This window comes from Epilithonimonas hominis (assembly GCF_003730015.1).
In the GTDB taxonomy this organism is placed as follows: domain Bacteria; phylum Bacteroidota; class Bacteroidia; order Flavobacteriales; family Weeksellaceae; genus Epilithonimonas; species Epilithonimonas hominis.
In genome coordinates this window covers 57087-82199 of the sequence record NZ_RJTU01000071.1, presented here as the reverse complement: position 1 = coordinate 82199, position 25113 = coordinate 57087, and the positions used below count along the sequence as shown (strand labels likewise).

The 25113-nt window shown below is 36.6% G+C and carries 29 protein-coding genes; 15 read left to right on the top strand and 14 right to left on the bottom strand.

Going from position 1 to position 25113, the window contains the following annotated elements; all coding sequences use genetic code 11:
• Positions 1-34: 34 nt before the first annotated feature.
• Positions 35-1165, top strand: a complete 1131-nt coding sequence (locus EGH73_RS11395) for an ATP-binding protein (RefSeq protein WP_123281937.1) — start codon at positions 35-37, stop codon at positions 1163-1165.
• Here the strand turns inward: EGH73_RS11395 and EGH73_RS11390 are convergent.
• The 4 genes from EGH73_RS11390 to EGH73_RS11375 all read right to left on the bottom strand — a co-directional run bounded on the left by EGH73_RS11390 (position 1162) and on the right by EGH73_RS11375 (position 4299).
• Positions 1162-1878 carry an RluA family pseudouridine synthase gene (locus EGH73_RS11390; RefSeq protein ID WP_245985514.1) on the bottom strand — a complete coding sequence of 239 codons (717 nt, stop codon included), beginning with the start codon at positions 1876-1878 and terminating at the stop codon, positions 1162-1164. The genes EGH73_RS11395 and EGH73_RS11390 overlap by 4 nt on opposite strands.
• On the bottom strand, positions 1854-2627 hold the full coding sequence (locus EGH73_RS11385) for a carboxylesterase family protein (protein ID WP_184808103.1): 774 nt from the start codon (positions 2625-2627) through the stop codon (positions 1854-1856). The genes EGH73_RS11390 and EGH73_RS11385 overlap by 25 nt, the downstream gene beginning before the upstream one ends.
• A gap of 55 nt (positions 2628-2682) precedes the next feature.
• On the bottom strand, positions 2683-3498 hold the full coding sequence (gene panB, locus EGH73_RS11380) for a 3-methyl-2-oxobutanoate hydroxymethyltransferase (protein WP_123281934.1): 816 nt from the start codon (positions 3496-3498) through the stop codon (positions 2683-2685).
• A gap of 87 nt (positions 3499-3585) precedes the next feature.
• On the bottom strand, positions 3586-4299 hold the full coding sequence (locus EGH73_RS11375; RefSeq protein ID WP_123281933.1) for a Crp/Fnr family transcriptional regulator: 714 nt from the start codon (positions 4297-4299) through the stop codon (positions 3586-3588).
• Between the two features lie 95 nt (positions 4300-4394).
• On the opposite strand from EGH73_RS11375, the gene EGH73_RS11370 reads away from it, so the two are divergent.
• The 9 genes from EGH73_RS11370 (at position 4395) to EGH73_RS14035 (ending at position 13572) form a co-directional block, all read left to right on the top strand.
• On the top strand, positions 4395-6773 hold the full coding sequence (locus tag EGH73_RS11370; protein WP_123281932.1) for a heavy metal translocating P-type ATPase: 2379 nt from the start codon (positions 4395-4397) through the stop codon (positions 6771-6773).
• 108 nt (positions 6774-6881) lie between these two features.
• Positions 6882-7073, top strand: a complete 192-nt coding sequence (gene ccoS / locus EGH73_RS11365; protein WP_089770429.1) for a cbb3-type cytochrome oxidase assembly protein CcoS — start codon at positions 6882-6884, stop codon at positions 7071-7073.
• Between the two features lie 14 nt (positions 7074-7087).
• Positions 7088-9373, top strand: coding sequence for a cytochrome-c oxidase, cbb3-type subunit I (gene ccoN, locus EGH73_RS11360; protein ID WP_123281931.1), 2286 nt, complete (start codon positions 7088-7090; stop codon positions 9371-9373).
• Between the two features lie 12 nt (positions 9374-9385).
• Positions 9386-9580: a CcoQ/FixQ family Cbb3-type cytochrome c oxidase assembly chaperone gene (locus EGH73_RS11355; protein WP_123281930.1), complete on the top strand. Its 195-nt coding sequence runs from the start codon at positions 9386-9388 to the stop codon at positions 9578-9580.
• Between the two features lie 18 nt (positions 9581-9598).
• Entirely contained in the window at positions 9599-10483 is an 885-nt protein-coding gene (locus EGH73_RS11350) for a c-type cytochrome (RefSeq protein WP_123281929.1), read from the top strand.
• 117 nt (positions 10484-10600) lie between these two features.
• Entirely contained in the window at positions 10601-12052 is a 1452-nt protein-coding gene (gene ccoG / locus EGH73_RS11345; RefSeq protein WP_123281928.1) for a cytochrome c oxidase accessory protein CcoG, read from the top strand.
• 6 nt (positions 12053-12058) lie between these two features.
• Complete coding sequence (locus EGH73_RS11340; protein ID WP_123281927.1) at positions 12059-12508, top strand: FixH family protein; 450 nt, start codon at positions 12059-12061, stop codon at positions 12506-12508.
• Positions 12499-13236 (top strand): sulfite exporter TauE/SafE family protein, encoded by a 738-nt coding sequence (locus EGH73_RS11335; protein ID WP_123281926.1) that lies wholly within the window; start codon positions 12499-12501, stop codon positions 13234-13236. The genes EGH73_RS11340 and EGH73_RS11335 overlap by 10 nt, the downstream gene beginning before the upstream one ends.
• A gap of 183 nt (positions 13237-13419) precedes the next feature.
• Complete coding sequence (locus tag EGH73_RS14035; protein ID WP_184808102.1) at positions 13420-13572, top strand: hypothetical protein; 153 nt, start codon at positions 13420-13422, stop codon at positions 13570-13572.
• Between the two features lie 29 nt (positions 13573-13601).
• On the opposite strand, the gene EGH73_RS11330 is transcribed toward EGH73_RS14035, so the two are convergent.
• The 4 genes from EGH73_RS11330 to EGH73_RS11315 are packed head-to-tail and all read right to left on the bottom strand — an operon-like array spanning position 13602 to position 16045.
• Entirely contained in the window at positions 13602-14075 is a 474-nt protein-coding gene (locus EGH73_RS11330; RefSeq protein WP_123281925.1) for a DUF6702 family protein, read from the bottom strand.
• Positions 14076-14133: 58 nt separating this feature from the next.
• Complete coding sequence (locus EGH73_RS11325; protein WP_089770561.1) at positions 14134-14844, bottom strand: LOG family protein; 711 nt, start codon at positions 14842-14844, stop codon at positions 14134-14136.
• Entirely contained in the window at positions 14841-15554 is a 714-nt protein-coding gene (locus tag EGH73_RS11320; RefSeq protein ID WP_123281924.1) for a nucleotidyltransferase family protein, read from the bottom strand. The genes EGH73_RS11325 and EGH73_RS11320 overlap by 4 nt, the downstream gene beginning before the upstream one ends.
• A 59-nt stretch (positions 15555-15613) precedes the next feature.
• Positions 15614-16045, bottom strand: a complete 432-nt coding sequence (locus tag EGH73_RS11315; protein WP_123281923.1) for a RapZ C-terminal domain-containing protein — start codon at positions 16043-16045, stop codon at positions 15614-15616.
• A gap of 147 nt (positions 16046-16192) precedes the next feature.
• On the opposite strand from EGH73_RS11315, the gene EGH73_RS11310 reads away from it, so the two are divergent.
• From EGH73_RS11310 to ypfJ, 5 genes are all read left to right on the top strand, one after another.
• Entirely contained in the window at positions 16193-17350 is a 1158-nt protein-coding gene (locus tag EGH73_RS11310) for an NTF2-like N-terminal transpeptidase domain-containing protein (protein ID WP_123281922.1), read from the top strand.
• A gap of 5 nt (positions 17351-17355) precedes the next feature.
• Complete coding sequence (locus tag EGH73_RS11305) at positions 17356-17892, top strand: adenine phosphoribosyltransferase (protein ID WP_123281921.1); 537 nt, start codon at positions 17356-17358, stop codon at positions 17890-17892.
• An 81-nt stretch (positions 17893-17973) separates the two neighbouring features.
• Positions 17974-18678, top strand: a complete 705-nt coding sequence (locus tag EGH73_RS11300; RefSeq protein WP_123281920.1) for a YfgM family protein — start codon at positions 17974-17976, stop codon at positions 18676-18678.
• Between the two features lie 3 nt (positions 18679-18681).
• Entirely contained in the window at positions 18682-19170 is a 489-nt protein-coding gene (gene ribH / locus EGH73_RS11295; RefSeq protein ID WP_123281919.1) for a 6,7-dimethyl-8-ribityllumazine synthase, read from the top strand.
• A 215-nt stretch (positions 19171-19385) separates the two neighbouring features.
• Positions 19386-20237, top strand: a complete 852-nt coding sequence (gene ypfJ / locus EGH73_RS11290; protein ID WP_123281918.1) for a KPN_02809 family neutral zinc metallopeptidase — start codon at positions 19386-19388, stop codon at positions 20235-20237.
• A gap of 58 nt (positions 20238-20295) precedes the next feature.
• Here the strand turns inward: ypfJ and EGH73_RS11285 are convergent, their stop codons facing one another.
• The 6 genes from EGH73_RS11285 to EGH73_RS11260 all read right to left on the bottom strand — a co-directional run bounded on the left by EGH73_RS11285 (position 20296) and on the right by EGH73_RS11260 (position 25104).
• A complete protein-coding gene (locus EGH73_RS11285) occupies positions 20296-21666 on the bottom strand; it encodes a tetratricopeptide repeat protein (protein WP_123281917.1) in 1371 nt (456 codons plus the stop codon).
• A 162-nt stretch (positions 21667-21828) separates the two neighbouring features.
• On the bottom strand, positions 21829-22509 hold the full coding sequence (locus tag EGH73_RS11280; RefSeq protein WP_123281916.1) for a hypothetical protein: 681 nt from the start codon (positions 22507-22509) through the stop codon (positions 21829-21831).
• Positions 22502-23371, bottom strand: a complete 870-nt coding sequence (gene rfbD / locus EGH73_RS11275; protein WP_123281915.1) for a dTDP-4-dehydrorhamnose reductase — start codon at positions 23369-23371, stop codon at positions 22502-22504. Before rfbD ends, EGH73_RS11280 begins: the two co-directional genes overlap by 8 nt.
• A gap of 2 nt (positions 23372-23373) precedes the next feature.
• Positions 23374-23856: an acyl-CoA thioesterase gene (locus EGH73_RS11270; protein ID WP_123281914.1), complete on the bottom strand. Its 483-nt coding sequence runs from the start codon at positions 23854-23856 to the stop codon at positions 23374-23376.
• A gap of 60 nt (positions 23857-23916) precedes the next feature.
• Positions 23917-24420, bottom strand: coding sequence for an OmpH family outer membrane protein (locus tag EGH73_RS11265; protein ID WP_089770549.1), 504 nt, complete (start codon positions 24418-24420; stop codon positions 23917-23919).
• A 33-nt stretch (positions 24421-24453) separates the two neighbouring features.
• A complete protein-coding gene (locus EGH73_RS11260; protein WP_089770548.1) occupies positions 24454-25104 on the bottom strand; it encodes an OmpH family outer membrane protein in 651 nt (216 codons plus the stop codon).
• Positions 25105-25113 lie beyond the last annotated feature (9 nt).

Below are 25113 nucleotides of genomic sequence, written 5' to 3'. Positions count from 1 at the left end.
TAAATTTGTGAATGAAATCGAAAAATTCCGAATTATGATTGAAAGATTGCTCGGTAAAAATATAGAAAAACGTCTGAAAGATGGAAAAGCCATTATTCTTTGCGGACCCAGACAAGTTGGAAAAAGTACGTTGATGGAGCTGATGAAAGAGCAATTTGAAAAACCCATCGTCTATTGGAACGGCGACCAAAGCGACATCCGGAATATTTTGCAAAATCCAACTTCGGATTTTTTGAAAACTTTGATAGGAACTGCGAAAACTTTGATTATTGATGAAGCTCAGAGAATCGAAAATATTGGAATTATCATTAAATTGATTACCGATCAAATTAAAAATGTGAAAGTCATCGCCACAGGATCTTCGTCTTTTGATTTGGCGAATAAAATCAATGAACCTTTAACCGGACGAAAATGGGAATATCAGTTATTTCCTTTGTCTTTTGAAGAAATGACGAATCAAAACGGTTTTCTGGAAGAACGCAGATTACTGGAGCATCGTTTGGTTTTCGGCTATTATCCTGAGATTGTAACTAATCCCGGCGATGAAATTGAACGTTTGAAAAATCTCTCGGAAAGTTATCTTTACAAAGACGTTTTGCAATGGGAAAACATCCAAAAACCAGAAAAATTGGAAAAATTGCTCACCGCTCTTGCTTTGCAAATGGGCAATGAAGTGTCCTACAACGAGCTTTCTCAATTGATTGGGATAGATAATTTGACCGTTGAAAAATACATCAAGCTTCTGGAGCAATCGTTCATTATTTTCAGATTGGATGGTTTTAACCGAAACCTAAGAAACGAAATCAAAAAAGGCAAGAAAATTTACTTCTACGACAACGGCATCCGGAATGCGATTTTGAACAACTTCAATCCACTCAATCTTCGGGATGATGTGGGAAAACTCTGGGAAAATTTCTTGATTTCAGAAAGAATGAAAACCAATTCTTATCATTTGAAAAACTTGAAAACCTACTTCTGGAGAACGCACGCACAACAGGAAATTGATTATCTGGAAGAAGCTGAGGGAAAATTCTATGCTTATGAATTCAAATGGAATGATCGAAAAAAGGCAAAAATCCCAAAGAATTTTTCAGAAACCTATAAACCAGAAATTGAGAAAATCATCACGAAAGAAAATTTCCACGAGTTTGTGATTAATCATTAATCTTCACAAGCTCTCCAAACCGCATCATTCTGCGGAACTGGTGCTATGATTTGTATATTCTCCTTGGTAACTGGATGAGTAAATTCTAATTTTCTGGCGTGAAGGGAAATTCCTCCATCTTGGTTAGAACGCGGACTTCCGTATTTCAAATCACCTTTGATTGGAACTCCGATTTTAGAAAGTTGCGCACGAATCTGATGATGTCTTCCTGTTTCCAAATCCACTTCCAGCAAAAGATAATTATCTAAGGATTTAATCAAATTATAAGTCAAAATCGATTCTTTTGCGCCATCGGTTGCTTTTGGATAGACAATCGCTTTGTTATTTTTCTCATTTTTTTTAAGGTAATGAACCAATCTTTGAGAATTGGGAATCATTTCTTTTCCTACAACGGCCCAATACGTTTTTTTAACTTCACGGTTCTTTACCATTTGAGTCAATCTAGAAAGCGCTTTGGAAGTTTTTGCATAAATAATCAAACCAGAAGTTGGTCTGTCAATTCTATGAACCAAACCAAGAAAAACATTGCCCGGTTTATCGTCTCTTTTTTTGATAAAGTCTTTAATCAATTCAAGCAAAGATAAGTCACCGGTTTTATCGCCCTGAACCAATTGTCCGGCTTTTTTGTTGATGACCATCATATGATTATCTTCGTAGACGATTTGTGATTCAGAAAAACTTTGAGACATTATTGATGTTGTTTTAGTAGCCATTTCGGAATCTCGTCTAAGAGCTCTGCCGAAAGAATATTGTTGTGATATTTGTCTTTATATTCCCAAAGAAAAACTTTGCCTTTGTACTTCATTTCGTCAAAAAACTTGAAGTTGCTGTGAGGAAAATTATCCGTATCCAGACTTCCGTGAACAATCCAAATTGGCATTTTCGTGAGTTCGTCCATTTTATCAAACTGAGAAATTCCGGAAATATTAATGGCAGCTGCAAACAGATCTGGTCTTTTGGAAATCGCATTAGAAGTCGTCGCACCGCCCATAGAAAATCCCATTACGTAGATTCTGTCTTGGTCAATATTTTCATTAATGACTAAAGAATCTATTGATTTTAAGACCAAATCCAGATGTTCATTAGACTTAGAAACTTTTACATTTCTGCTTTCATCGAGATGATAATTAGACGAACGAATTGGAAATTGTGGAGACAAAACATAAACAGGATATTGTTTTCTATTTTCCGGAAGAAGCCACATTTTGGACAAAACACCCATTTGAGAAGTATTGTTTGTACCAATTGCACCAGAGCCGTGAAAGACCAAAACCAATGGATATTTTTTATTCTTTTCAATTGTTTGTGGTTTCAGAAAACGATAATTCACAGCTACTTTTCCATTATCAAATTTCCCAGCCTTGAAATCAGAATCATCCAAACTCTTGATATATTTGATTCTGGCTAGTGATTGTAAGGAATCAGCTTTATCGTGAATCTCAGTTCTCGTTCCATACTTCATTTTCTGCGATGTGCAGGAAAATAGAAATAGGAATCCAAATAAAATTATTAAAAGTTTAATAGCTTTCTTTGTCATTTGGAAATTCTGAGCTTTTCACATCTTTCACATACTGAGAAACTGCTCCTGTAATTTCTGTATAAAGGTCAAGATATCTTCTCAAGAATTTTGGAGAAAAACCTTGATTCATCCCAACCATATCGTGGTAAACCAAAACCTGCCCGTCACAATCTGGTCCAGCTCCAATTCCAATAGTAGGAATAGAAATACTTTCCGAAGCTTTTTTGGCAAGCGCTGCAGGAATTTTTTCCAAAACAACAGCGAAACATCCTAATTCTTCCAATAATTTACAATCAGAAATTAATTTCTCAGCTTCCGCATCTTCTTTAGCTCTTACTTTATAAGTTCCGAATTGATAGATACTTTGAGGTGTCAAACCAAGATGTCCACAAACCGGAATTCCTGCATTCACGATTTTTCTAATCGATTCTTCAATCTCTTTTCCACCTTCGATTTTAATGGCGTGGGCGCCACCTTCTTTCATCATTCTCACTGCAGAATCCAAAGCTTTCTCTGGATTACTCTGATACGTTCCGAAAGGTAAATCTGCCACAACCAAAGCTCTTTCTACACCACGAACAACACATTGTGTATGATAGATCATTTGATCTAGTGTAATAGGCAAAGTGGTTTCGTGACCGGCCATTACGTTCGCGGCAGAATCTCCAATTAGAATTGAATCAACACCACCTGCGTCAACCATTTTCGCAGTTGTAAAATCGTAAGCCGTCAGCATGGTAATCTTTTCCTTATCGAATTTCATTTTTCGTAAGGTTTCAGTCGTGATTTTTTTAATTTCAGAATGTACAGACATAAGAATTATTAATGATAAATTATAAGTTATAAAATGATTGAAAATGAAAATGATGATTGAAATCAACCATCACTTATCTTTTATCGTTTATATAACCACGTGACCCAATTTGATTAATTTTTCTCTGTTAAGGATTTTGATATTTCTACCTTCTACAGAAATCAAATCATCTTGTTTGAATTCGGAGATTAATCGGATGGCGCTTTCTGTAGCTGTTCCAATTAGGTTGGCGATTTCTTCTCTGGTCAAAGAGATTTTTATGAATCCTTCCGGATCTGTTCCCAATTTTTGCTCTAGCAAAACCAGAATTTCTGCCAGTCTTTCACGCACAGTTTTCTGAGCGAGAAATGTTACTGTATTTGCAGATTCGCCCAATTCATAAGCAATTTTCTGAAGCATTGCGTAAGACAATTTCGGATCTAACTTTAATAATTTAAGAAAAACATCCGAAGGTAGAAACTGAACTTTCATAGGCGTCATTGCTTCAGCTTTAGCCTGAAAATTTTCACCAGAAAGCAACGAACGGTAACCTATCAAATCATTCTCTTTGCAGAATCGAAGAATCTGATCTTTACCATAAACACCTGATTTTGACAGTTTTGCAGTTCCGTTTTCTATAAAATACACCCCTTTTGGTGACTCACCATCTTCGAAAACCGTTTCCCCTTTGGAAAATTCCAGTATCTTCAGTGCTTTTTCATAAACTTCAAAATCTTCTTGAGAGAGATTTGCGCGTAAAGAATCTTTGTGAAATGCTTTTGAGAAATTCTGTTCTATAACTAATTGTTGTTCAAGAGACATACCTATGACATTTATCAGCAAAAATAAGATTTTTTAACACGACCTACAAGGATTTTTGCCGTAATTTTGCAATCCAAACATCTGAGAGTTTTTTAATGGCAGAACAATGCTTTCACTGCGGTCAGAAAATCGACAAAGACCAAATCCTTTTCGACGATAAACTTTTTTGTTGCAATGGCTGTCAATCGGTTTACGAAATTCTGAATATGCATAACCTGGAGAATTTTTATAACATTAATAAAAGTTCTGGTGTGCGTCCCAACAATGAAAACAATGCGCAATTCGACTATTTGGATACACCGGAAGTCTTTTCAAAAGTTGTTGATTTTTCTGAAGGCGGAACAACGCTTGTTACTTTCAAAATCCCGGTAATCCACTGCTCATCTTGTATCTGGCTTTTGGAAAGCCTTCATACCATCAATAAAAACATTAAATATTCTCAGGTCAATTTTACAAGAAAAACGCTTCAAGTATCTTTTAAGGATGAGGAATTAAAATTAAGTGAGCTTGCCAAATTCCTGACAAACCTCGGTTACAAACCAGTGATAAACCTGGAAACAGCAGATAAAAAGCAAGACAAACTTGACAAAAGTTTACTTATTAAGCTGGCTGTCGCTGGATTTGCCTTCGGAAACGGTATGTTTTTTAGCTTCCCCGAGTATATATCAGGCAATGATGTTTGGCTTCATTCTTATAAAAACCTGTTCAGGCTCATTATGTTTTTACTAGCGACGCCCGTTGTGTTTTATTCTGCTTCTGACTATTACAAATCTGCGTGGTACGGACTAAAAAACAAAATTGTTAATATTGACGTACCAATTGTCCTTGGCATCTTCGTACTTTACGGCAGAAGCGTATATGAAGTGGTAACAGATTATGGCCCAGGATATTTCGACACCCTTTGCGGTCTATTGTTCTTTATGTTGCTTGGGAAAACGTTCCAAAAAAGAACCTACAATTCATTATCCTACGACAGAGATTACAAATCGTTCTATCCGATTGCCGTTACCAAAGTTGATTTTGATGGAAAACAGGAAAACATTTTGTTATCCGACTTAGCTGTGGGCGACAGAATTATGGTGCGAAATCAGGAAATCATTCCTGTAGATTCCATTTTGATTAAAGGCGAAGGAAACATAGACAACAGCTTTATTACGGGAGAATCTGCTCATATTTCCAAAAAAACCGGCGACAAAATATTTGCCGGCGGAAAACAATCAGGGTCTATTCTAGAACTCGAAGTTATAAAAAGTGTAGACCAGAGTTACCTGACGCAGCTTTGGAATAAAGAAGCATTTAAAAAATTCGAAACCGGACTGGACACGATGACCAATACAATAAGTAAGTATTTCACATTCATCATATTAGGAATAACTTTGATTGCCGGAATCTATTGGTCAAGAATCGATATGGAGAAGATGTTTCAGGTGATTTCCGCAATTCTGATAGTAGCCTGTCCTTGTGCTCTGGCATTATCTGCACCGTTTACTTTCGGTCATATTATGAGAATACTTGGCCGAAATAAATTTTATGTAAAGGACACACTAACCATTGAAAGACTGGCTAAAATTGACACACTTGTTTTTGACAAAACAGGGACAATTACCGAGAATAAAAAGACAAACATCCATTACACAGGAAGCGAAATCCAAGAGTCTGACCTTAAAAATATAAAGTCATTACTGAAGAATTCTAACCATCCACTTTCCAAGTCACTCTATGAGTTTCTGAAAGTGAATGACGACTATTTTGAAGCAGAGGATTTTGAAGAGATTTCCGGAAAAGGCTACCAAGGAAAAGTCAGAGGAATTACTTACAAAATAGGTTCAGCAAAATTTACCGGGCAGGAATCCCAAAACCTTGAAACTGCTGTGTATATTAGTAAAAACAATGAATTCATCGGAAAATTCATCTTTAAGAATGAATACCGAAATAAGCTCGGTCAACTTTTTGTGAATCTTAGAAACTACAGCATCAATATCCTGAGTGGCGATAATTCTTCGGAAAAGCCAATTCTTGAAAAACTGATTCCGAACGTTTCGGAAATGAAATTCAATCAAAGCCCTGAAAACAAATTGGACTACATAAAACAACTTCAGGAAAACGGGAAAAACGTAGCTATGCTAGGCGACGGACTCAATGACGCAGGTGCTCTTAAACAGAGCAATGTTGGGATTGCAATTGCGGATGACAGCAACTCTTTCACACCAGCTTCTGACGTGATTATGAATGGTGAGAGAATTCCGGAATTGGACAAATTTCTGAAACTCTCTAAAGATGCCATAGCGATTGTAAAAATCACATTTATAATCAGTTTATGTTACAATATCATCGGAGTCGGGTTTGCTATATCGGGTAAAATGCATCCACTATTTGCAGCGATTTTTATGCCTATTAGTTCCATTACCGTGGTCACGTTTACTACACTTTCCACATGGATTAGGAGTTCGAAATATTTTAAAATAAACCTCTAATAAATTTATTTAGAGTCATTATAAATTATCCTAAAATACTCCCTTCTGACCAAAGTCAGCAATTTTAACTAAATTTGGGAACTGTTTTATTGTAAATTTGTAGCTGTAATGGAGATTCTATATTTAATGATAATCTGCAGTGTTTCATTAGCTGTCATCTTTCTGATTATTTTTATAATCGGGGCTAGAAAGGGTCAGTTTGAGGACGATGAATCACCAGCCGTCAGAATATTATTTGATGACGAAAAACATGCAGAAGAAAAACATACGGAAAATCCGAAAGAATACAGAAAAGAATAATTGCTATTTTAAATATGGAAACACAAAAATTTAGTTACGACAACGGGATAGTCCGCGCCTTTCTAATAGCGACGGTTGTTTTCGGTTTAGTAGGTTTTTTATTAGGACTTACAGCCGCGTTGTTACTATTTTACCCTGAATTACCGGAATTTTTCCTCGGTACAGATGATCCAACGATCAGAACTTTGCGAAGCGAAGGACTCCAAGGTCTTGTCAATTCACAAGGAGCATTTGGTTTTGGACGTATTAGGATGCTGCATACGAGTGCGGTAATTTTCGCATTTGTGGGTAACAGCTTTTTCTGCGGATTTTATTACTCAATCCAAAGATTACTCAAGACAAGAATGTGGAGCGACACTTTATCCTGGGTTCACTTCTGGGGATGGCAATTGGTGTTGGTAAGTACCATTATCACGTTCTTTATGGGTCTTAACACTTCTAAAGAATATGCAGAGCACGAGTGGCCAATTGATATTTTGATTACGGTTGTTTGGGTATTGTTCGGTATCAATATGTTTGCGACAGTAGCAGTAAGACGTGTAAGACACCTTTATGTAGCTATCTGGTTCTACATAGGAACTTGGGTTGCCGTAGCAATGCTTCACATTTTCAACAACTTAGAAATTCCATTATCATTCACAACCTGGAAATCTTACTCTGCGTATGCGGGAGTTAAAGATGCCTTGGTTCAGTGGTGGTACGGTCATAACGCAGTAGCATTTTTCCTTACAACTCCGGTTCTTGGGATGATGTATTACTTCGTACCAAAGGCTGCGGACAGACCTGTATTCTCTTATAAACTTTCTATTATACACTTCTGGTCACTCATATTTGTATATATCTGGGCTGGCCCTCACCACTTGCAATATACAGCATTACCCGCTTGGGCTCAAGCATTGGGAACAGGATTCTCCATCATGCTGATTGCTCCATCTTGGGGAGGTATGCTTAACGGACTATTAACACTGAGAGGTGCTTGGGATAAAGTAAGAGAAAATCCTGTACTAAAATTCTTTGTAGTTGCTGTAACTTGTTACGGTATGGCGACTTTTGAAGGTCCACTTTTAGCGACTAAAACCGTTAATAAAGTTGGTCACTTTACAGACTGGGTAATTGGTCACGTACACTTGGGAGCTCTTGGATGGAACGGATTTATGGCGTTCGGTGTTATTTATTATTTAGTTCCGATCATGTGGAGAACCAAACTTTGGTCTGTAAAGTTAGCCAACTGGCATTTCTGGTTAGGAACGATGGGTATTATTTTCTATGCCGTTCCAATGTACATCTCCGGATTTACACAAGGTTTGATGTGGAAACAGTTTAACCCGGACGGGACTTTGGTTTACAAAAACTGGTTAGATACCGTAACTGCGATTCTTCCATACTTTAAAATGAGATTTGTTGGTGGATTATTCTATTTCTCCGGAGCAATTCTAATGGTGGTAAACTTGGTGGCAACTGCAAGAAAAGGGTCTTTCCAAAAAGAAGTTCCTGCAGAAGCTCCAGCTTTGGCTAACGTTAAAAAAGGAAGAAAAGAAGGTGAAACATTCCACCTTTGGTTGGAAAGAACGCCGCTTTATTTATCCATTTTATCATTCGTGGTAATTGCAATTGGTGGTGCGCTGGAAATCCTACCGACTATATTTGTAAAAGATAATGTTCCGACAATATCATCTGTAAAACCATATTCTCCACTGGAACTAGAAGGTAGAGACATTTACATCAGAGAAGGATGTAATGCATGTCACTCACAGATGATACGCCCATTCCGTGATGAAGTAGTAAGATTCAACGGTAAAAACGGTCAATATTCCAAAGCAGGTGAGTTTATCTACGATAGACCTTTCCTTTGGGGTTCTAAGAGAACAGGACCGGATTTGCACAGAGAAGGGGGCGCAAGACCAGATTCATGGCACTTCAAACACATGTATAATCCGAGATCTACTTCTGCAGGTTCCATTATGCCAAGATATCCTTGGTTAATTGAAAACACATTGGACAGAAGTCTAACAAAAGCTAAATTGGAGTTGATGAAGAATTCATTCGATGTTCCATATACAACAGCTCAGATTGATAGTCTGGATTCTTGGATGGATAACCAAGCCAATGCAATAGTGAAGAATGTTTTCGCCGAAGCGGATGATGTTAAGAAATCTTTTGACGAATCCAAGGCTGCAAAAGCAAAATCTGGCGAGCAATTTGTACCACTTGAGAAGAGAGAAATCGTTGCTTTGATCGCGTACCTGCAAAGACTGGGAACAGATATCAAAACAACCGAAATAAAAACGGCCAGTAATTAAAAATTAAAAATAATGATTCCGCAAAGTTTCAAAGACATCGTTTCCAATGTGAATAACGCAGGTTTTTTCCAGACTTTGGCAATGATCATCTTCATTCTGTTTTTTGTAGCTGTGATTTACGTAGTGGTAAGCAAGCCTAAAAAATATTACAGCGAAGAGGAAAATGCGCCTTTGGAAAAAGACGAAGACGAAAATCAGACTTTGTAGTTTATAATATAATTAATCATGAAAAGAAGAACACCTGTTTACATTAATATTCTAATCGTTTTAGGATTATTGCTTGTTGTGTTTTATATGTTTTCACAGACATCAGATTTCCTGACATCTAAATATTTTCTGGGAACTGCTGTTATCAGCATCATTGTTGTATTCATCCAAACAGCAATTGGTGATCTGATCGAAAATGAAAAGTTTAAGAAGCTTACAGATGAAGAAAAAGCCTCTTATCTTTTAGAAACTAAAACCCCTTATTTCAAGTACCTTTGGAATGGCGCATTCAAAAGTCAATCCGAGAAGGAAGAAAAAGATATTCTTATTGACCACGGATTCGATGGAATTATGGAGCTTGACAATCAGCTGCCAAAATGGTGGTTAGGGCTATTTTATTTTGGTGTGGCATATTGTGTTTTATATATTACTTCTTATTTCCTAACAGATTTTGCACATCCTATAAAAGAATACGATCAGGAATATAAAGAACAAATTGCTGCAGTAGATGAATATATGAAAACAGTTCCACAAGCTACGATAGAAACTGCAAAATTCTCTGAAGATAATGTTGAAGAAGGAAAAGTGATTTTCCAAACCAACTGTGTGACATGTCATGGGGAAGGAGGAAAAGGTGGCATTGGTCCTAACTTAACCGATAATTACTGGATCAATCAACCAGAAAAAACGTTGTTCAAAACTATTTTCTATATGGTAGAAAACGGTAGTAAAAATAACCCTACAATGCAGGCTTGGGGTAAAAACGGTATTCTGACCGGAAATGATATAGAAAAAGTTGCGGCTTATGTATATCATATCAATCAGGAACAAGCTCCGATCACACCTGCCCAAGGTGGAGCCGCTCCTCAGGGAACTGAAGCGAACTGGGAAAAATCTAACTAAAATAATATAAAAAAGAGATTGTCAAGGATATTGTTCCTCTGGAATAATATTTGAAAATTGAACTAATAAACATTCGATTTTCACGACAATCTCTTTTTTTATCTAATTAATTTAAAAATGAGTACAACAGAAAAAAAATACAACGAAGCGGAAAGCTGGGTAGTAGAAGCTGAAACATTCAGAGACTCTGTTGGGACAATGGATACTACCGGAAAAAGAAAATGGGTATATCCGCGAAAACCTAAAGGGAAATATACCAACTATCGACTTTTAGTAAGTATTCTATTACTAATTATTTATTTTTCTATACCGTTTCTAAAAATCAACGGAAATCCTGTTTTATTGATAAATATTATAGAAAGACAGTTTTATATCTTAGGTCAACCTTTTTACCCTCAGGATTTCTTTATTCTTGCATTAGGCGCCATCACTTCTCTTGTTTTTATTATTCTTTTTACGGTAGCTTTCGGAAGAATTTTTTGTGGATGGATATGTCCTCAAACCATTTTTTTAGAAATGATTTTTCGTAAAATTGAATATGCTATAGAAGGTGACAGAAATAAACAAATAAGACTAGATAACCAAGCTTGGGATTCCGAAAAAATATGGAAGAGGTCGCTTAAATGGTTTTCCTTTATGTTAATATCTCTCATCATTACCCATATAATGTTTATGTACATTGTAGGGTATGAAGAAGTATTCAATATTATGCAGCAAGGTCCATTTGAAAAACCAACTAATTTTCTGGTGATGGTTTTGTTCACTGCTGCCTTTTACTTTGTATTTGCCTGGTTCAGAGAGCAAGTTTGTACAATGGTATGCCCTTATGGCCGTCTGCAAGGTGTATTGATAGACAAAGAAACAATCAATGTATTTTATGATTACAAACGTGGAGAAAACCGCTCCAAATGGAAAAAGGGCGAAGATAGACGAGCTGCAGGAAAAGGCGATTGTATTGATTGTAAACAATGTGTTGTAGTCTGTCCTACAGGAATTGACATCCGTGATGGCTTACAAATGGAATGTGTAAACTGTACCGCTTGTATCGATGCTTGTGATGAAGTAATGGTGAAAGTTGGTTTACCAACAGGTCTGATAAGATATGCCTCCGAAAGAGAAATCGAGGAACAGGCAAAATTCAAATTCACCACAAGAATGAAAGCTTATACAGTAGTTTTAGCCATACTTACTGGATTTTTAGGATTTCTTCTTTATAATAGAGGTGACATGGAAGCTAAGTTTTTGAAGCAGCCTGGCTCTAGCTTTTTTATAAGAGATGGTAAAATAACCAATACTTATAACTATACTTTCCTCAATAAATCAAATGAAACCAAAACTGTTATTATCAAGATTATTGAGCCTAAAAATGGAGAGATTACTTCCAGTGCTGCCAACAGAATTATATTAAAGCGTGACGCAATGATAAAAGGAACTGTCAATGTGAGCTTCCCAGAAAGTCAGATAAAATTATCTAAGCAAAATCTCACACTAGGTGTTTATGATATGAATGGCGAACTTCTGGATTCTTACACCACTTATTTTGAAGGTCCATTCAAATTCCAATTTTAATCAATTATGAAAAAATTACATTGGGGACACGGACTGGCCATAGCTCTAGGATGTTTCATGATATTCATTCTGTTTTTGATTTTTATATTTCCCATGGGAAAACAGAATTCAGAAATGATTTCCAACAACTATTATGAAGAGGAACTAGAATATCAAAAAGTAATCGATGCAAAAAAAAATGCAGCGAAACTGGAGAATCATCCCACATACCAAGTGACATCTGAAGGAATACAAATCACCTTCCCGAAAGATGCCAAACCAGATGGAAACAAAGCTAATTTTATATTGTTCCGAACGGATGATTCCAATCTTGATGTAACTAAAGAAGTTACTATTACTCAGAACTACTTTATCATTCCGAAAAAAGTAATCACCAAAGGATCCTACACACTAAAACTAAAGTGGACGGAAAATAAAATCCCTTATCAGATAGACTACGATATCCTATGGAAATAACTCTCATAATATCAGCAATAGGACTCGGTTTCGCATCAGGATTTCACTGTATCGGAATGTGTGGCCCTATTGCTATATCAATGGGACTAACGAAAAATCAGAAAGCCAATTTCTATCTACAGAATCTTACTTACCAATTCGGTAGGATTTTCACTTACTCATTTTTGGGAGCTGTACTTGGCATCATTGGTCAAAGTTTTCAATTTGCGGGATTCCAAAGTTATCTGAGTATATTGGTGGGTATTTTACTGATCACAATGGCCGTTTTTTCATTTGGCGGAAAAGACTTCGCTTCAAGAATCCCAATGATTTCAAAAGCACTACTTAAAGTTAAAATTAACCTAGGTAAGATTCTCCAAAAGCCAGATTACAAGTCACGATTTATCACGGGAATCCTCAATGGCCTTCTTCCTTGCGGAATGGTGTATATGGCACTTACTGCATCAATTGCTGCTGGCGGAATCTGGCAAAGTGCTTTATTTATGTTTCTTTTTGGCATCGGCACTTTTCCGTTCATGTTCGCAGTTGTTTTCCTGAGTAATTTTATCACGACAACTTTACGGGTCAAAATACTGAACATTATTCCGGTTTTTATGATTGGTCTTGGAGCATTATTCATACTTAGAGGACTGGAATTGGGAATACCTTATGTATCGCCAAAAGCAGAATCATTGAAAGTTAATCACAGTTCAAAAGGATTTCATATGGATCATACTAATTGTCATTAACTAAACAATTTTGTGATCAATTTATTATACTGAAGCCAAATTATCTACCGCTTTTATAAACTACTATTATGAAAAAGATTCAAGATATCTTTAAATCAGGAGAGGAAACTAAAGGAGAAGATAAGCAACCAATTGAATCATTGCTTGAGATGATGGAGATTGACTTCAAAAACTAACTTTTATTTGACAATAAAACAATCTGTAAAAGGCCGTCACGACTGGATGAAAAAAATAAATGATAAAACGATAGAAATAAATATTAATCTTCAGGAAATGATGGATAAGAATCATCAGTTCAAAAATAAAGATGAGATCATTCTTATAGAAACAGAATAAAAAAACCGGCACATCTGCCGGTTTTATTTTTAGAAATCGATTTCTGAGGTTTCTTTTCCTTTTTGAAAATTAACGGTTTTCAGGATTCCTTTGTAGGTAATGTTCATAATATTAACCTGTTTCGGAAACTGGGAAATAAGGATGTTATTTCTAATTCTTAATTTAGAAATTTCCGAAACATTAGAAATCTCATAATAGATCCAAACCGATTCACCATTCACCTGACTTCCCGTGAAAGTTAAATTTTTAGGATTTCCGTTTATAGAAATATCAACATTATTATTGATATATTTTTTAAGTTCGGCCTCAAAAGCGGCAGTATTTGGGTCAATCTTTACCGCCTGCGAAATATGAGTTGTATTCAGTTTGGTCGTAAACTTAAGGGTTTTACTTCCATCAATGTAATCCAATTTGGTCATCGAAGAAAAGAAATCAAAATCCTTGAAGCTAAATAAGCTCAATAGCAAAACCCCAAGGCTTAAGATAAATATTGATTTTTTCATTTTTTAATGTTTAAGAAACTTGTATTGTTAAAATTTTGGTCAAATTATATGCCATCTCTTAGAAATTAACACTCACCGAATATTTGTCATAAAATGCTTTGATATGAGCCACCGCATCCTCTGCATTATCCACCACTCTGAAAAGCAAAAGATCTTGCTCGGCAATAAGACCTTCTTTCAGTAGCGTATCTTTAAACCAGTCCAGCAAGCCGCTCCAGAAATCGCTTCCTACTAAAACTATCGGGAACTTCCCTATTTTATTGGTTTGAATTAAGGTTAAAGCTTCCGACAGTTCATCCAGAGTGCCAAAACCGCCAGGCATCACCACAAATCCTTGTGAATACTTAACGAACATCACTTTTCTAACGAAAAAATAATCAAAATTGATCTTATAACCTTTATCTACATAAGCATTAAAGTGCTGTTCGAATGGCAGTTCAATATTAAGCCCAATGGATTTCCCGTTTCCGTTTGCTCCTCTGTTTCCTGCTTCCATAATTCCTGGTCCGCCACCCGTAATGACGCCAAAACCAATCTCAGTAATTTTTTGGGCAATCTCCGAAGCCATTTTATAATAATAACTGTCTTCTTTCAGTCTGGCCGATCCAAAAATAGAAACACAAGGCCCTATTTCCGCCATTTTTTCATAGCCTTCTACAAATTCGGACATAATTCTGAAAACCATCCAGCTGTCCTTGGTGATGGTCTCGTCCCAGGTTTTCTGCCGAAAACTATCGTGCAGTCTTTTTTCTTCGTCTTGTTTTGTCATCTGAATAATTTTTCCGCTTCAGCAACAGATTCCGGTTTGCCAACATCTATAAGATTTGCCGTGTGCTGATAGCCAATAATAATATCTTCTTTCATCAGGTCCAAATACTCGTCCATAATGGAGAATTTTCCTGTTCTTGTAATTTTCGTGAATATCTCAGAATTAACACAATGAACCCCACTGAATGCGAGTTCTCTTAATTTGAAAATACCGCCAACCACTGTTTTTTTGTTTGTGGTAAGGTTCTTCCATCCTTTTAGATACATCTTGTCATTAAACATCAGTTTCCTTGTGCTGTCTCTGTCCGAAACGGCCAAAGTTACCATACCGCCTTTTAATTCGTGAATATTGATTAGATTGGTAATGTTAAGATCTGTTAGGATATCAACATTCATAATCAGGAAAGTTTTCTCGTTTTCCAAGAATCTTTTTGCAAATAACAATCCGCCTCCGGTTTCCAGAAGTTCGTCAGATTCATTGGAGATTTCGATATTCGCCCCAAAATTATCATTCTCTGCAAGAAAAGCTAAAATCTGTCCTCCAAAATGATGTATATTTATGACGAAATCATTGATTCCGTAACTCTGTAGATACTTTATATTCCTTTCCAGAAGCGGGACACCGTTTACCTGTGCAAGCGCTTTAGGATGATTATCCGTAAATGGTTTTAATCTTGTTCCCATTCCTGCAGCAAAAATCATTGCTTTCATACTTTATAAATGATATTATGATAATTGATGATGATTAAATAATTAATGAAAATCAATTATTAGTTATCGCTTATCGATGAGAGATTAAGATGCAGCTGTTCATCGTGATGAATTCTTACATCTGCTTCAGGAAAATTTTGTTGGATAAAAGCTGCTGTTTTGATGGCAGAATAAACCGAACGGTGCTGGCCGCCAGTGCAACCGAAATTGATCTGCAGGTTTTCAAAACCTCTTTCCAAATAATTTCTTATGTTGATAGAAATAAGATCCTGAACATTCTTTAAAAATACAGGCATTTCTGTCTTTGTTTCCAAAAAATCCTGAACGCCGATATCATTGCCCGTTTGTGTTTTATATTCTTCTATTCTTCCCGGATTCAGAATCCCACGACAATCGAACACGAAACCGCCACCATTGCCTGAATCATCCTTCGGAATTCCTCCTTTTTTGTAAGAAAAACTATGGATATCGATAATCAATTTATTCTGCATTAACTCTAATTTTCCGTAAAGTTACTTTTTTTAATTTTCTTTGGAAAATCAGGAAATTATAAATTTTAAATTTAATTTTGCACACAAATTGATTTAGGACGAGCAATTCAAACTTATTTCTTATTTTTAATAATAAATCTACTGAAAATGAAGTATATAAAATATGTCTTTTTAACAGCTTTGCTGATTCTTACTGTAAGCTGTAAAAAAACAAGCGTGGACGGCAGCAGCCGCAAAAGCTTTCAGGAAAGCATCAATGATATGGCTTCCAGCTTGCCAACTCTGAAGCAGGTAAAATTCAATGAGGCATTATATATCCTAAAAACTTTTGGTGTGGAAGCGGATGGCGATGTTGCTGAAATTGCAGCGCTCGGAAAACTTCTGGACGGCAAAAAAACAAACGAGATTTTTGCAATGGCGGATGAAGTGGCAAAGAAAAACGGTATTGCCTGGAGCAGCACAGCACCACCTAGTCTAGGCGAGATGAACATCTTCGGAAACGAGAGCGCTTCTGAAAAAGACCCCAATGATATCGATGCAGCAAGCCTGGGAATATTTGTAAGAAACATTGCCGGCGACAGTCTTACCGGATCAAAAGGTTTGGTTATTACCCCGCAGTTATTAGATAATAGAGGCAATAAAGTAGATTTTGAAGGTGCAGCTTTGGAAACTATTATGGAGATTTCCAGCGGCGGAAATAAAATATCAACATCCAAAAACCTGATGCAAGATCCTGCGTTCCGTGGCTTCACAATTATGTATTCCAAACTCCCAAAAGAAAAAATATATGAAGATAGGATTGACATCAAAGTAACTGTCAAAACAACTAAGAAATTATTACAAATGATTAAAACCGGTGTTGCAGTCAACGGACAAGCCCTTTATACTCCACCACCGCCAGTTGTTTCAGACTCCACTCAGATTCAGAATCCGGAAATCAATCCAACACCTGGTGTAGAAACTCCTACCGCTCCTGCAAAGGTTACAGCCGATCCTAAGAATACTGTTACAAAATTCCTAAGCAATCTTTCTTCGCAGAATTTTAAAGCTGCTTATGAAGCCGCCGAAAATCCAAACTGGGGTTCTTATGACAAGTTTTCTAATCCGAATTCAGGTTTTGGCTCAGTTAAAAATATCAATGTAAAAAACATTTCAGTTCCTTATAACAAAGATAATTCTGCTAATGTGAATGTCACATATGATGTCACCGATAAAAATGGCAAAACCACATCACTTAACGTTACTTACGGTTTAAAAGCTGTAAACAACAATTGGAAAATAACCACTTATAAAATTAACAATTAAAAGGAATGGCATCATCAGAATTGGTAAAAAAACTGGAAGAAACGATAGAAAACGTGCCCGATTTTCCGATTCCGGGAATTCAATTCAAGGACATTTGTCCTATTTTTCTTCAACCCAAATTATATGAAGAAGTCATTGCAGACTTGGCTTCTTTCAGCAGGGGGAAAGTGGATGTAGTCTGTGGAATAGAAAGCCGAGGTTATCTTTTTGGGATTGCAATTGCTGTTGCTCTAAACGTTCCTTTTGTTCTCATTAGGAAAGCAGGAAAACTCCCTCCTCCATTTATCGGAGAAAAATATGATCTAGAATATGGCTCGGCTGAGATCGAGATGAAAACTGGTCACATTAAACAAGGTCAGCGCATTTTGATTCACGACGATTTATTGGCAACCGGTGGAACAACTGAAGCTGCAGCTAAACTAGTTGCAAAACAAGGCGCAATCCCCTCACAGTTCAGTTTTTTGATTGATTTAAAAGATTTGAACGGCAGAGAAAGACTGAAAACATTCGATGCTGAAGTTTATTCCATTCTGGAATATTAAAATATTTTAACCAACAGAAAAAGAAGTTTTTGCATATCAAAAGGAAAACATTAAATTTGCACTCTATTTATTAAAAAAATTATGGCAAACCAGCATAACAAAAATCACGAACAGGAAGGAAAAGAAACTGTAGAATTCTTCAGAGACCTTGACAAAGAAGCACTTAATATAGAATCATTTTTAGAAAAAAATGCAAGAGCACTGAGCATCGGTTTCGGAGTTTTGATACTCGCAGTTTTGGGCTGGTTCGGATATCAGCAGTTCATCTTGGGACCTAAAAATGAAGAAGCAACCAAAAGTTATCTTGCTGCTCAGAAAAACCTGACAGACGGAAAAGAAGATTTGGCCTTAGGCGGAAAATCTGTCGCAAATCCTGGTTTCTTAGGAACTTACGAAGAATACGGAAGCACAAAGGCAGGAAAACTTTCTGCTTACAATGCTGGTCTTATCGAGTTCAAAAAAGGAAATTACCAAAAGGCATACGACCTGTTAGATAATTTCAGCTCAAATAATAAAGTTTTGGTCGCATTAAAATATGGTGCAATGGCAGATTGCCTTTCTAATCTAAATAAAGCTGCCGATGCTCTGTCTATGGCAGACAAAGCAGCTTCGGCTTCAGACGATGCTTACACCACTTACTATTTTACAAAAAAAGCAGGAATGCTAGCCTTGGCACTTAAGAAAAATGCAGAGGCTAAAAAATATTTCTCTACAATAGACGAAAAATACCAAGACTATGACAACGGACAATCCGATGCTTTCATAGAAATGACAAAATATTATTAAACAATGGCAACTACTAATCTATCAGATTACAAGCCGCTCAACATATCCAATGCCGATGAATATTCAATCGGCATTGTTGTTTCTGAGTGGAATGATTTTGTGACTTACAACCTGAGAAACGGGGCTGTAGAAACACTAAAAGCAGAAGGTATTAAGGAAGAAAATATCCATATTTACTATGTTCCGGGTGCTTTCGAATTGAGCTTTGCATCGATGAAACTTTGTCGCTCGGACAAATTTGCAGCAGTCATAGCGATTGGCAATGTCATCCGTGGAGAGACGCCACATTTCGACTACGTTTGTTCAGGCGTAACACAAGGCATCAAGGATTGTAATATACTGACCGATACACCTGCGATTTTCTGTGTTCTGACAGACGATACGAAAGAACAATCCATCGCCAGAAGCGGTGGAAACCTTGGAAACAAAGGTGTAGAAGCAGCCGTTACGGCGCTCAAAATGATTGACTTTAATAATAAGATTTCATTCTAATCAATTAGGAGCCAGATCCCGCTAATAGTTTATCCTGAGCTTGTCGAAGGGCTGTATCTTTTTTGTTTTTCAGAACATTTATCTTTTTTTTAAGGAATAGTGAAGAAAAACAAAAAAGGATGCCGCTTCTATCGGGGCTATTGATAAAGTACGGCATAATTTTTCGTTGTTTCTATAAAAGAAATTCCTAATTTTAAAAACACAAAATATAAATTATGAAATGGACAGACGACAGAAGCGAAAATTTCGATGACAGACGCGGATCCGGTGGTGGCGGTATGCTTGTAGGAGGCGGTCTCGGAACAATTATTATTGCAGCTATTGTATTTTTTTTAGGTGGAGATCCTTCTGCCATTTTAAATAGTAATACATCTGGATCCCAACAGACCGAGCAAAGACAACTGTCTCAGGAAGAACTTAAGATCGGTGAATTCGTTAATATGTTGCAAGCCTTAAACGAAGAAACTTGGGCGAAAACCTTTAATGATAATAACATCAAATTCAGACCAGCAAAAGTGGTTCTTTTCGAGAGTGGAACACAGTCTGGTTGCGGAGCAGCAAGGTCGGAAATGGGTCCATTCTACTGTCCAAATGACGAAACAATCTATATGGATATGAGTTTCTTCAACGAGTTGCAGTCGAAATTTGGGGCAAAAGTGGGACAATTTACTGTTGCATATGTTTTAGGTCACGAATATGGTCATCATATCCAGAATCTTCTCGGTACGTTAGGCAAAATAGACCAACTGAGACAGAGCGGAAGATACTCCGAGACAGACATGAACCGTGTTTCTGTCGCAAATGAGCTGCAAGCCGATTTCTACGCTGGCGTCTGGGCAAAGCAAACTGACAGTCGGGAAAAGATATTGGAACCTGGCGACATTCAGGAAGCGATGAGCGCAGCAGCGGCTGTCGGAGATGATAATATACAGAAGAGAGCTCAGGGCTATGTGAATCAGGAAAGCTTTACACACGGCTCATCTGCGCAACGTAAAGAATGGTTTATGAAAGGTTATAATACGGGCGATATCAGACAAGGGGATACGTTCGACGCACTACTGAAATAATTCTTCTAACATATAAAAAACAAGCCTCAGAACGAATCTGAGGCTTGTTTTCTGTATGTTATTTTTTCTTAGTCTTAATCTTCTTCACCTGTTCTTTGATGAAAGGATATTTCTGCTGCATATCTTTACTCAGAGATGGATCAAGTTTCAAAGCCTTCTCCAGCATAACTACACCTTCTGTTTCATTTTTAAGATTGAAGTAGCAATTGCTCAGCTGATAATATAACTCAGCTCTCTGATGACTTAAAAGGGCTTTCTGCAAAACAGCAACAGCATCATCATATTCCCCTATCAACATCAGCATTTCCGAAAATGCGTACCAATTGTAAAATCTGTTAGGTTCAGTCTCAACAAGTTTTTTTAGACATGCAAGACTTTCCTCATATTCGCCACAAGTGATGTATAGAAATGCCAATCTTTTCTGATACTCCAAGTTACTATCATTTAGAGCAACAGCTTCTTGAGCAAAATACAGCGCTTCTTTTGTATTACCCATATCTTCGTAAATGTAGGATTGCTCCATCATCGCCAGATAAAACTGCGGATCCTCCTTTAGAGATTTCTGGAAGGATGTAAGTGCCTGAACAGGTTTACCTGCTTCTTTGTAACAAAGTCCTATTTTGTAAAACGTAAATGCTTTGGTGTACTCCAGCTCCAGCATTTCTTCATAGACTGCAATGGCTTCATCCCATTTACTAAGCGCTTCATAAGAAGATGCTTTAAATGCATAAACGCCGACAGCTGTAGAATTGATCGCGATGAGGTAATCAAAACCTCTGATCGCCTCTTCGTAATTTTTCTTGTTGAAGAAATATTGTCCGTACTCGTGCCAAGCCGTTTCCGAAAAAGGAAATCTGTCAAGATATTGATTCAAAAAATCCAATGCTTCCTGAGGTCTATTCAGCTTATTATAACAAAGCATCACATTTTCCAGAGAATAATCATCATAAGGATCGTGTTCCAAAGCTGCACTGTAATGTTTCAGTGCATTAAAAGGATCATCTAGATTAATAAACTCATCGGCAATAAAATTGTGTAGAAAATTTTCCTCTTCTTCCAATTCCAAAGCTTTCTGACAATATTCAATAGACTTTTTCGGATTTCCGAGATTCGAATAATATTTTGCGCAACAGACCAAAAAATCTGTATCTTCCAAAGAAGAATGATGCAGCTCATCAATCAGATCTTTTGCTTTCGTATAACGTTCCAACTCCAGAAAAACCTCCAGTTGTTTTGTTTTGATTTCTAGGGAATTCGGGTGGATTTTGAGCGCATGATTTACAGCCAACTCTGCATAGCTAAAATCTCCCAGCTCTAGGTAATAAATAATGATGTCTACATATTCTTCTGTATCGAAATAGAACTCTTCATTATTTTCTATCATTTCTTCGAACTTTTTCGCAAGTTCATTTTCAAAAAATTCTTCCAATATGTGTGATTTAGATTTGAGAATTAGCTCCGCTCAGACTGCATATTTGCTTGGTGTGAGGTTCGTAACTTCAATTACAATTAGCCGGATCTTAAATCTTTATATAAAGTTAATCAATTTTGATTTGAAAATAAACCATCTTGGACTGACAATTTATTAACATTAATCATTTTTCTGTTCGGAATATATTGTTGTCAAAAACATACCAAACGATTTTTCCAAACCGATAATATCTCCTGATTTTAGATTAATTCCTCCGTAGATACTATCATTAGTGCGGATTGTAAAATTACTCAGTGAGAAATATAAAGATGGCTGCCCGTCTTTGCCTGACAATTTTACCGATGACCCGAGCAATTTTCTTGTTGAGACTGTCAAAACTTCATCAATTCTTAATTGCAATCTCACGAAACTTCTCGGATGTATTTCCAGGATTTTATTATTTACCGATATTTTCTGATTGTTATCCGAAGAAGATATCAGAAAAGCTACATTATCTTCCGCCGGAATATCATCGGATTTTGTATAGTAAAGATTCAGAATATAATAAGCAGGATCGAATTGCTGAAAAGTCCCATCTATCTTTTCAATTGGCTTTAGCGAAAAAGTATTCGCACCAATTTGCTTTGCTTTTTTATAAATTTCTCCGAACATTTTTACATCGTCTTTGGAAAATCCATTCACGAGAACTTCTCCAAGATATTCGGATTTTGAAACATCAGAAATACTATAAAAAATCTTTTCCTTATTATCGTTTACCTTATCAACTTTGTTCAATGTAACTTCCTGAAGATAAAATAATTGAAAACAAAATAAAAGAATGATAAATAATAGTTTACGCATTCGTTAATTTTAAAATTTCTACGCAGTCTCTCAGACTGTTTTCCCAATGTTTTGGCTCTATATTATAATCCTTTTCAATTTTTTCCAAAGACATTGTGCTTCTTTTCGGACGTTTTGCAGGTGTTGGAAACTCTTCCGTGGTAATAGATTTTAAATTAACCTCAGAACCAGAAAATTCTTTTATTTTACTAGCAAATTCAAACCAAGTTGTTTCAGGATAATTAGAAAAATGATAGATCCCGAAAGTCTTTTTTTGAGATTCTATAATAACCATAATCGCTTCGGCAAGATCATTGGCATTGGTAGGCTGTCCGTGCTGATCTCCCACTATTCCTAACTCATCTTTGATCTCAAATAAATGAAGCATCGTTTTGACAAAATTCCTATTAAACTCGGAATAGAGCCAAGATGTTCTCAAGATAACCGTTTCTGGATTGTTGTCTAAAGCCAGTTCTTCACCTTTTCTTTTGGATGCACCATATACGCCTATGGGATTGGTAAAATCATCCTCAGAATAATTTAAATTGGTCTCGCCGTCAAAGACGTAATCTGTGGAAACGTGTATTAGCACAGCGTTATTATCTTTACAGACCTTAGCCAGATTTCCAACTGCATCAGCATTTACCGCAAATGCACGGTCTGATTCTTTTTCAGCAAGATCTACCGCCGTGTAAGCCGAAGCATTAATCACAAAATCAGGCTGATACTCAGCAAAAGCCTCATCCACCTGATCATAATTTGTAATATCTACTACAGCAGATCCTGTAAAATTAAAATCATACAGATTATGATACTTTGGCGCTATTTTCTGAAGACAATGACCAAGCTGGCCGTTCCCTCCGATAACAAGAATTTTTTTCATTATTAATTTTTAATTTTATTCTGGCTTCTGAAAAACGAAACCCTTTCTTTAAACGTTTTATGATCTATATTCACAAGAAAATGGTCAAACTGGTTTAAAGTCTTTTCCGGCATTTTTTCAGCCCTTCTAGCCTTCATATTAAAGTAAATCACTGTGAGCCAAAAAACAGCGTGTACTACACCTTTATCATCCTTCATCAGTAATTCTACCACCGCTGTTAGGTCATCAACAAATATGGTTTTGCTGGTAATAGTTACCTTAGAATTATATCTTACTTCTTTAAGATAAGCAATTTCATTTTGGATGGTAACCCAAGTGCAGCCTGTTTCTCTGGTATATTGCTCATAAGTAAATCCGTAGTTCTGCTCTACGTGATCCTCCCTAGCGTTAAGCATATATTCGAGGTATTTTACATTATTCAGATGACCAATGGGGTCACAATCTGCGAAACGGATCTTTACTGTGGATGAAAATTCTTTTTCCATAATGCAAAAATAAAAAAACCGCTCCGAATAAGAGCGGTTTTATGATTTATTAAGACATTGTTATTTTAAGCCTAATTCTTTTTTAACTGCTGGTGTAGCATCAGTTCCTGCTTTGTAAACTAAAGCCGGGCTGGAAGCATCGAATACGAATTCATAACCTGCAGCTTTAGACACTTTTGTGATGGCATCATTGATTTTCTTTTCGATAGGATCCAATCCTGCATCTCTTTTTTCTGCGATATCTTTCTGTGCTGCAGTATACATCTGCTGCAAGTTATCCTGAAGTTTTTGAACTTCCTGACTTCTTTGCTCATTGATAGCCTGAGTCTGCTTAGGCGCTTCATCCTGATATTTTTTCATAAGATCCTGAAGAGACTTCCCTTGCTTTTCCAATTCGGTTTGTTTAGCTGTCTGAAGTGACTGCAACTGTGTATCCAACGCTTTCATTTCCGGCATTGCAGTGAATATTGAGTTGATGTCTACAGATGCAATTTTCTGTGCGTTTGCAAAACCTGTAGCAAAAACCATTACAACAGCTACTAATAATACATTTAATTTGTTCATTTTAAAAAGTTATATTTATATATTTAAATTATTTCATTTCATTTCAGCAGAATCACCAAGGCTTTTTCTCTGCGTGGAATTAATTTTGCCTTTAGCAGAAGTTTTACCATTTTGTTCTTTCCGATTTAATGTTCCGGATGAAACGCTTCCTGAACTAGCTTTTTCATCCTTAGAAACATTCTTCCCCAATAGGCTGAGAACCGCATCCGTATAGTCGTATTTCTTATCTAAAAATATTACACTGATGTTGTTGCTTTTATCAAGAACTATGCCCAAATTATTCTTTGTAGACACGGTCTTAATGGCATTCCATATTTGATCCTGAAATGGTTTTGTGAGATTGGAACGAAGCTGGTTCACTTCTCCGTTAGACCCGAATCTTGCACCGATTGTATTTCTGATGCTCGCTTCCATATCTACCACTTCTTTCTCACGCATCTTCAGCTGTTCGCCTACCAGCAATACTTTCTCATTCTCAAAGGCTTCTCTTTTCCTTTCATAATCTGCCTGTAGTTTCTGTAGATCAGACTGCCATTGGCTGATTTGGGAATTAAGTCTACTCTCAGCTTCTTTGTACTGAGGAAGTTTGCTAAGGATATAGTTGGTATCTACCACGCCTATTTTCTGTGCATAGATATGAGCTATGGCAAAAAATACCGTTACGAATATTGCTAATTTTTTCATCCTATAAAA

Bases quoted from the DNA above. Each gene is read 5' to 3' on its own strand.
- EGH73_RS11395 (WP_123281937.1), top strand. From the start codon at position 35: ATGATTGAAAGATTGCTCGGTAAAAATATAGAAAAACGTCTGAAAGAT.
- EGH73_RS11390 (WP_245985514.1), bottom strand. From the start codon at position 1,878: ATGGCTACTAAAACAACATCAATAATGTCTCAAAGTTTTTCTGAATCA.
- EGH73_RS11385 (WP_184808103.1), bottom strand. From the start codon at position 2,627: ATGAAGTATGGAACGAGAACTGAGATTCACGATAAAGCTGATTCCTTA.
- panB (WP_123281934.1), bottom strand. From the start codon at position 3,498: ATGTCTGTACATTCTGAAATTAAAAAAATCACGACTGAAACCTTACGA.
- EGH73_RS11375 (WP_123281933.1), bottom strand. From the start codon at position 4,299: ATGTCTCTTGAACAACAATTAGTTATAGAACAGAATTTCTCAAAAGCA.
- EGH73_RS11370 (WP_123281932.1), top strand. From the start codon at position 4,395: ATGGCAGAACAATGCTTTCACTGCGGTCAGAAAATCGACAAAGACCAA.
- ccoS (WP_089770429.1), top strand. From the start codon at position 6,882: ATGGAGATTCTATATTTAATGATAATCTGCAGTGTTTCATTAGCTGTC.
- ccoN (WP_123281931.1), top strand. From the start codon at position 7,088: ATGGAAACACAAAAATTTAGTTACGACAACGGGATAGTCCGCGCCTTT.
- EGH73_RS11355 (WP_123281930.1), top strand. From the start codon at position 9,386: ATGATTCCGCAAAGTTTCAAAGACATCGTTTCCAATGTGAATAACGCA.
- EGH73_RS11350 (WP_123281929.1), top strand. From the start codon at position 9,599: ATGAAAAGAAGAACACCTGTTTACATTAATATTCTAATCGTTTTAGGA.
- ccoG (WP_123281928.1), top strand. From the start codon at position 10,601: ATGAGTACAACAGAAAAAAAATACAACGAAGCGGAAAGCTGGGTAGTA.
- EGH73_RS11340 (WP_123281927.1), top strand. From the start codon at position 12,059: ATGAAAAAATTACATTGGGGACACGGACTGGCCATAGCTCTAGGATGT.
- EGH73_RS11335 (WP_123281926.1), top strand. From the start codon at position 12,499: ATGGAAATAACTCTCATAATATCAGCAATAGGACTCGGTTTCGCATCA.
- EGH73_RS11330 (WP_123281925.1), bottom strand. From the start codon at position 14,075: ATGAAAAAATCAATATTTATCTTAAGCCTTGGGGTTTTGCTATTGAGC.
- EGH73_RS11325 (WP_089770561.1), bottom strand. From the start codon at position 14,844: ATGACAAAACAAGACGAAGAAAAAAGACTGCACGATAGTTTTCGGCAG.
- EGH73_RS11320 (WP_123281924.1), bottom strand. From the start codon at position 15,554: ATGAAAGCAATGATTTTTGCTGCAGGAATGGGAACAAGATTAAAACCA.
- EGH73_RS11315 (WP_123281923.1), bottom strand. From the start codon at position 16,045: ATGCAGAATAAATTGATTATCGATATCCATAGTTTTTCTTACAAAAAA.
- EGH73_RS11310 (WP_123281922.1), top strand. From the start codon at position 16,193: ATGAAGTATATAAAATATGTCTTTTTAACAGCTTTGCTGATTCTTACT.
- EGH73_RS11305 (WP_123281921.1), top strand. From the start codon at position 17,356: ATGGCATCATCAGAATTGGTAAAAAAACTGGAAGAAACGATAGAAAAC.
- EGH73_RS11300 (WP_123281920.1), top strand. From the start codon at position 17,974: ATGGCAAACCAGCATAACAAAAATCACGAACAGGAAGGAAAAGAAACT.
- ribH (WP_123281919.1), top strand. From the start codon at position 18,682: ATGGCAACTACTAATCTATCAGATTACAAGCCGCTCAACATATCCAAT.
- ypfJ (WP_123281918.1), top strand. From the start codon at position 19,386: ATGAAATGGACAGACGACAGAAGCGAAAATTTCGATGACAGACGCGGA.
- EGH73_RS11280 (WP_123281916.1), bottom strand. From the start codon at position 22,509: ATGCGTAAACTATTATTTATCATTCTTTTATTTTGTTTTCAATTATTT.
- rfbD (WP_123281915.1), bottom strand. From the start codon at position 23,371: ATGAAAAAAATTCTTGTTATCGGAGGGAACGGCCAGCTTGGTCATTGT.
- EGH73_RS11270 (WP_123281914.1), bottom strand. From the start codon at position 23,856: ATGGAAAAAGAATTTTCATCCACAGTAAAGATCCGTTTCGCAGATTGT.
- EGH73_RS11265 (WP_089770549.1), bottom strand. From the start codon at position 24,420: ATGAACAAATTAAATGTATTATTAGTAGCTGTTGTAATGGTTTTTGCT.
- EGH73_RS11260 (WP_089770548.1), bottom strand. From the start codon at position 25,104: ATGAAAAAATTAGCAATATTCGTAACGGTATTTTTTGCCATAGCTCAT.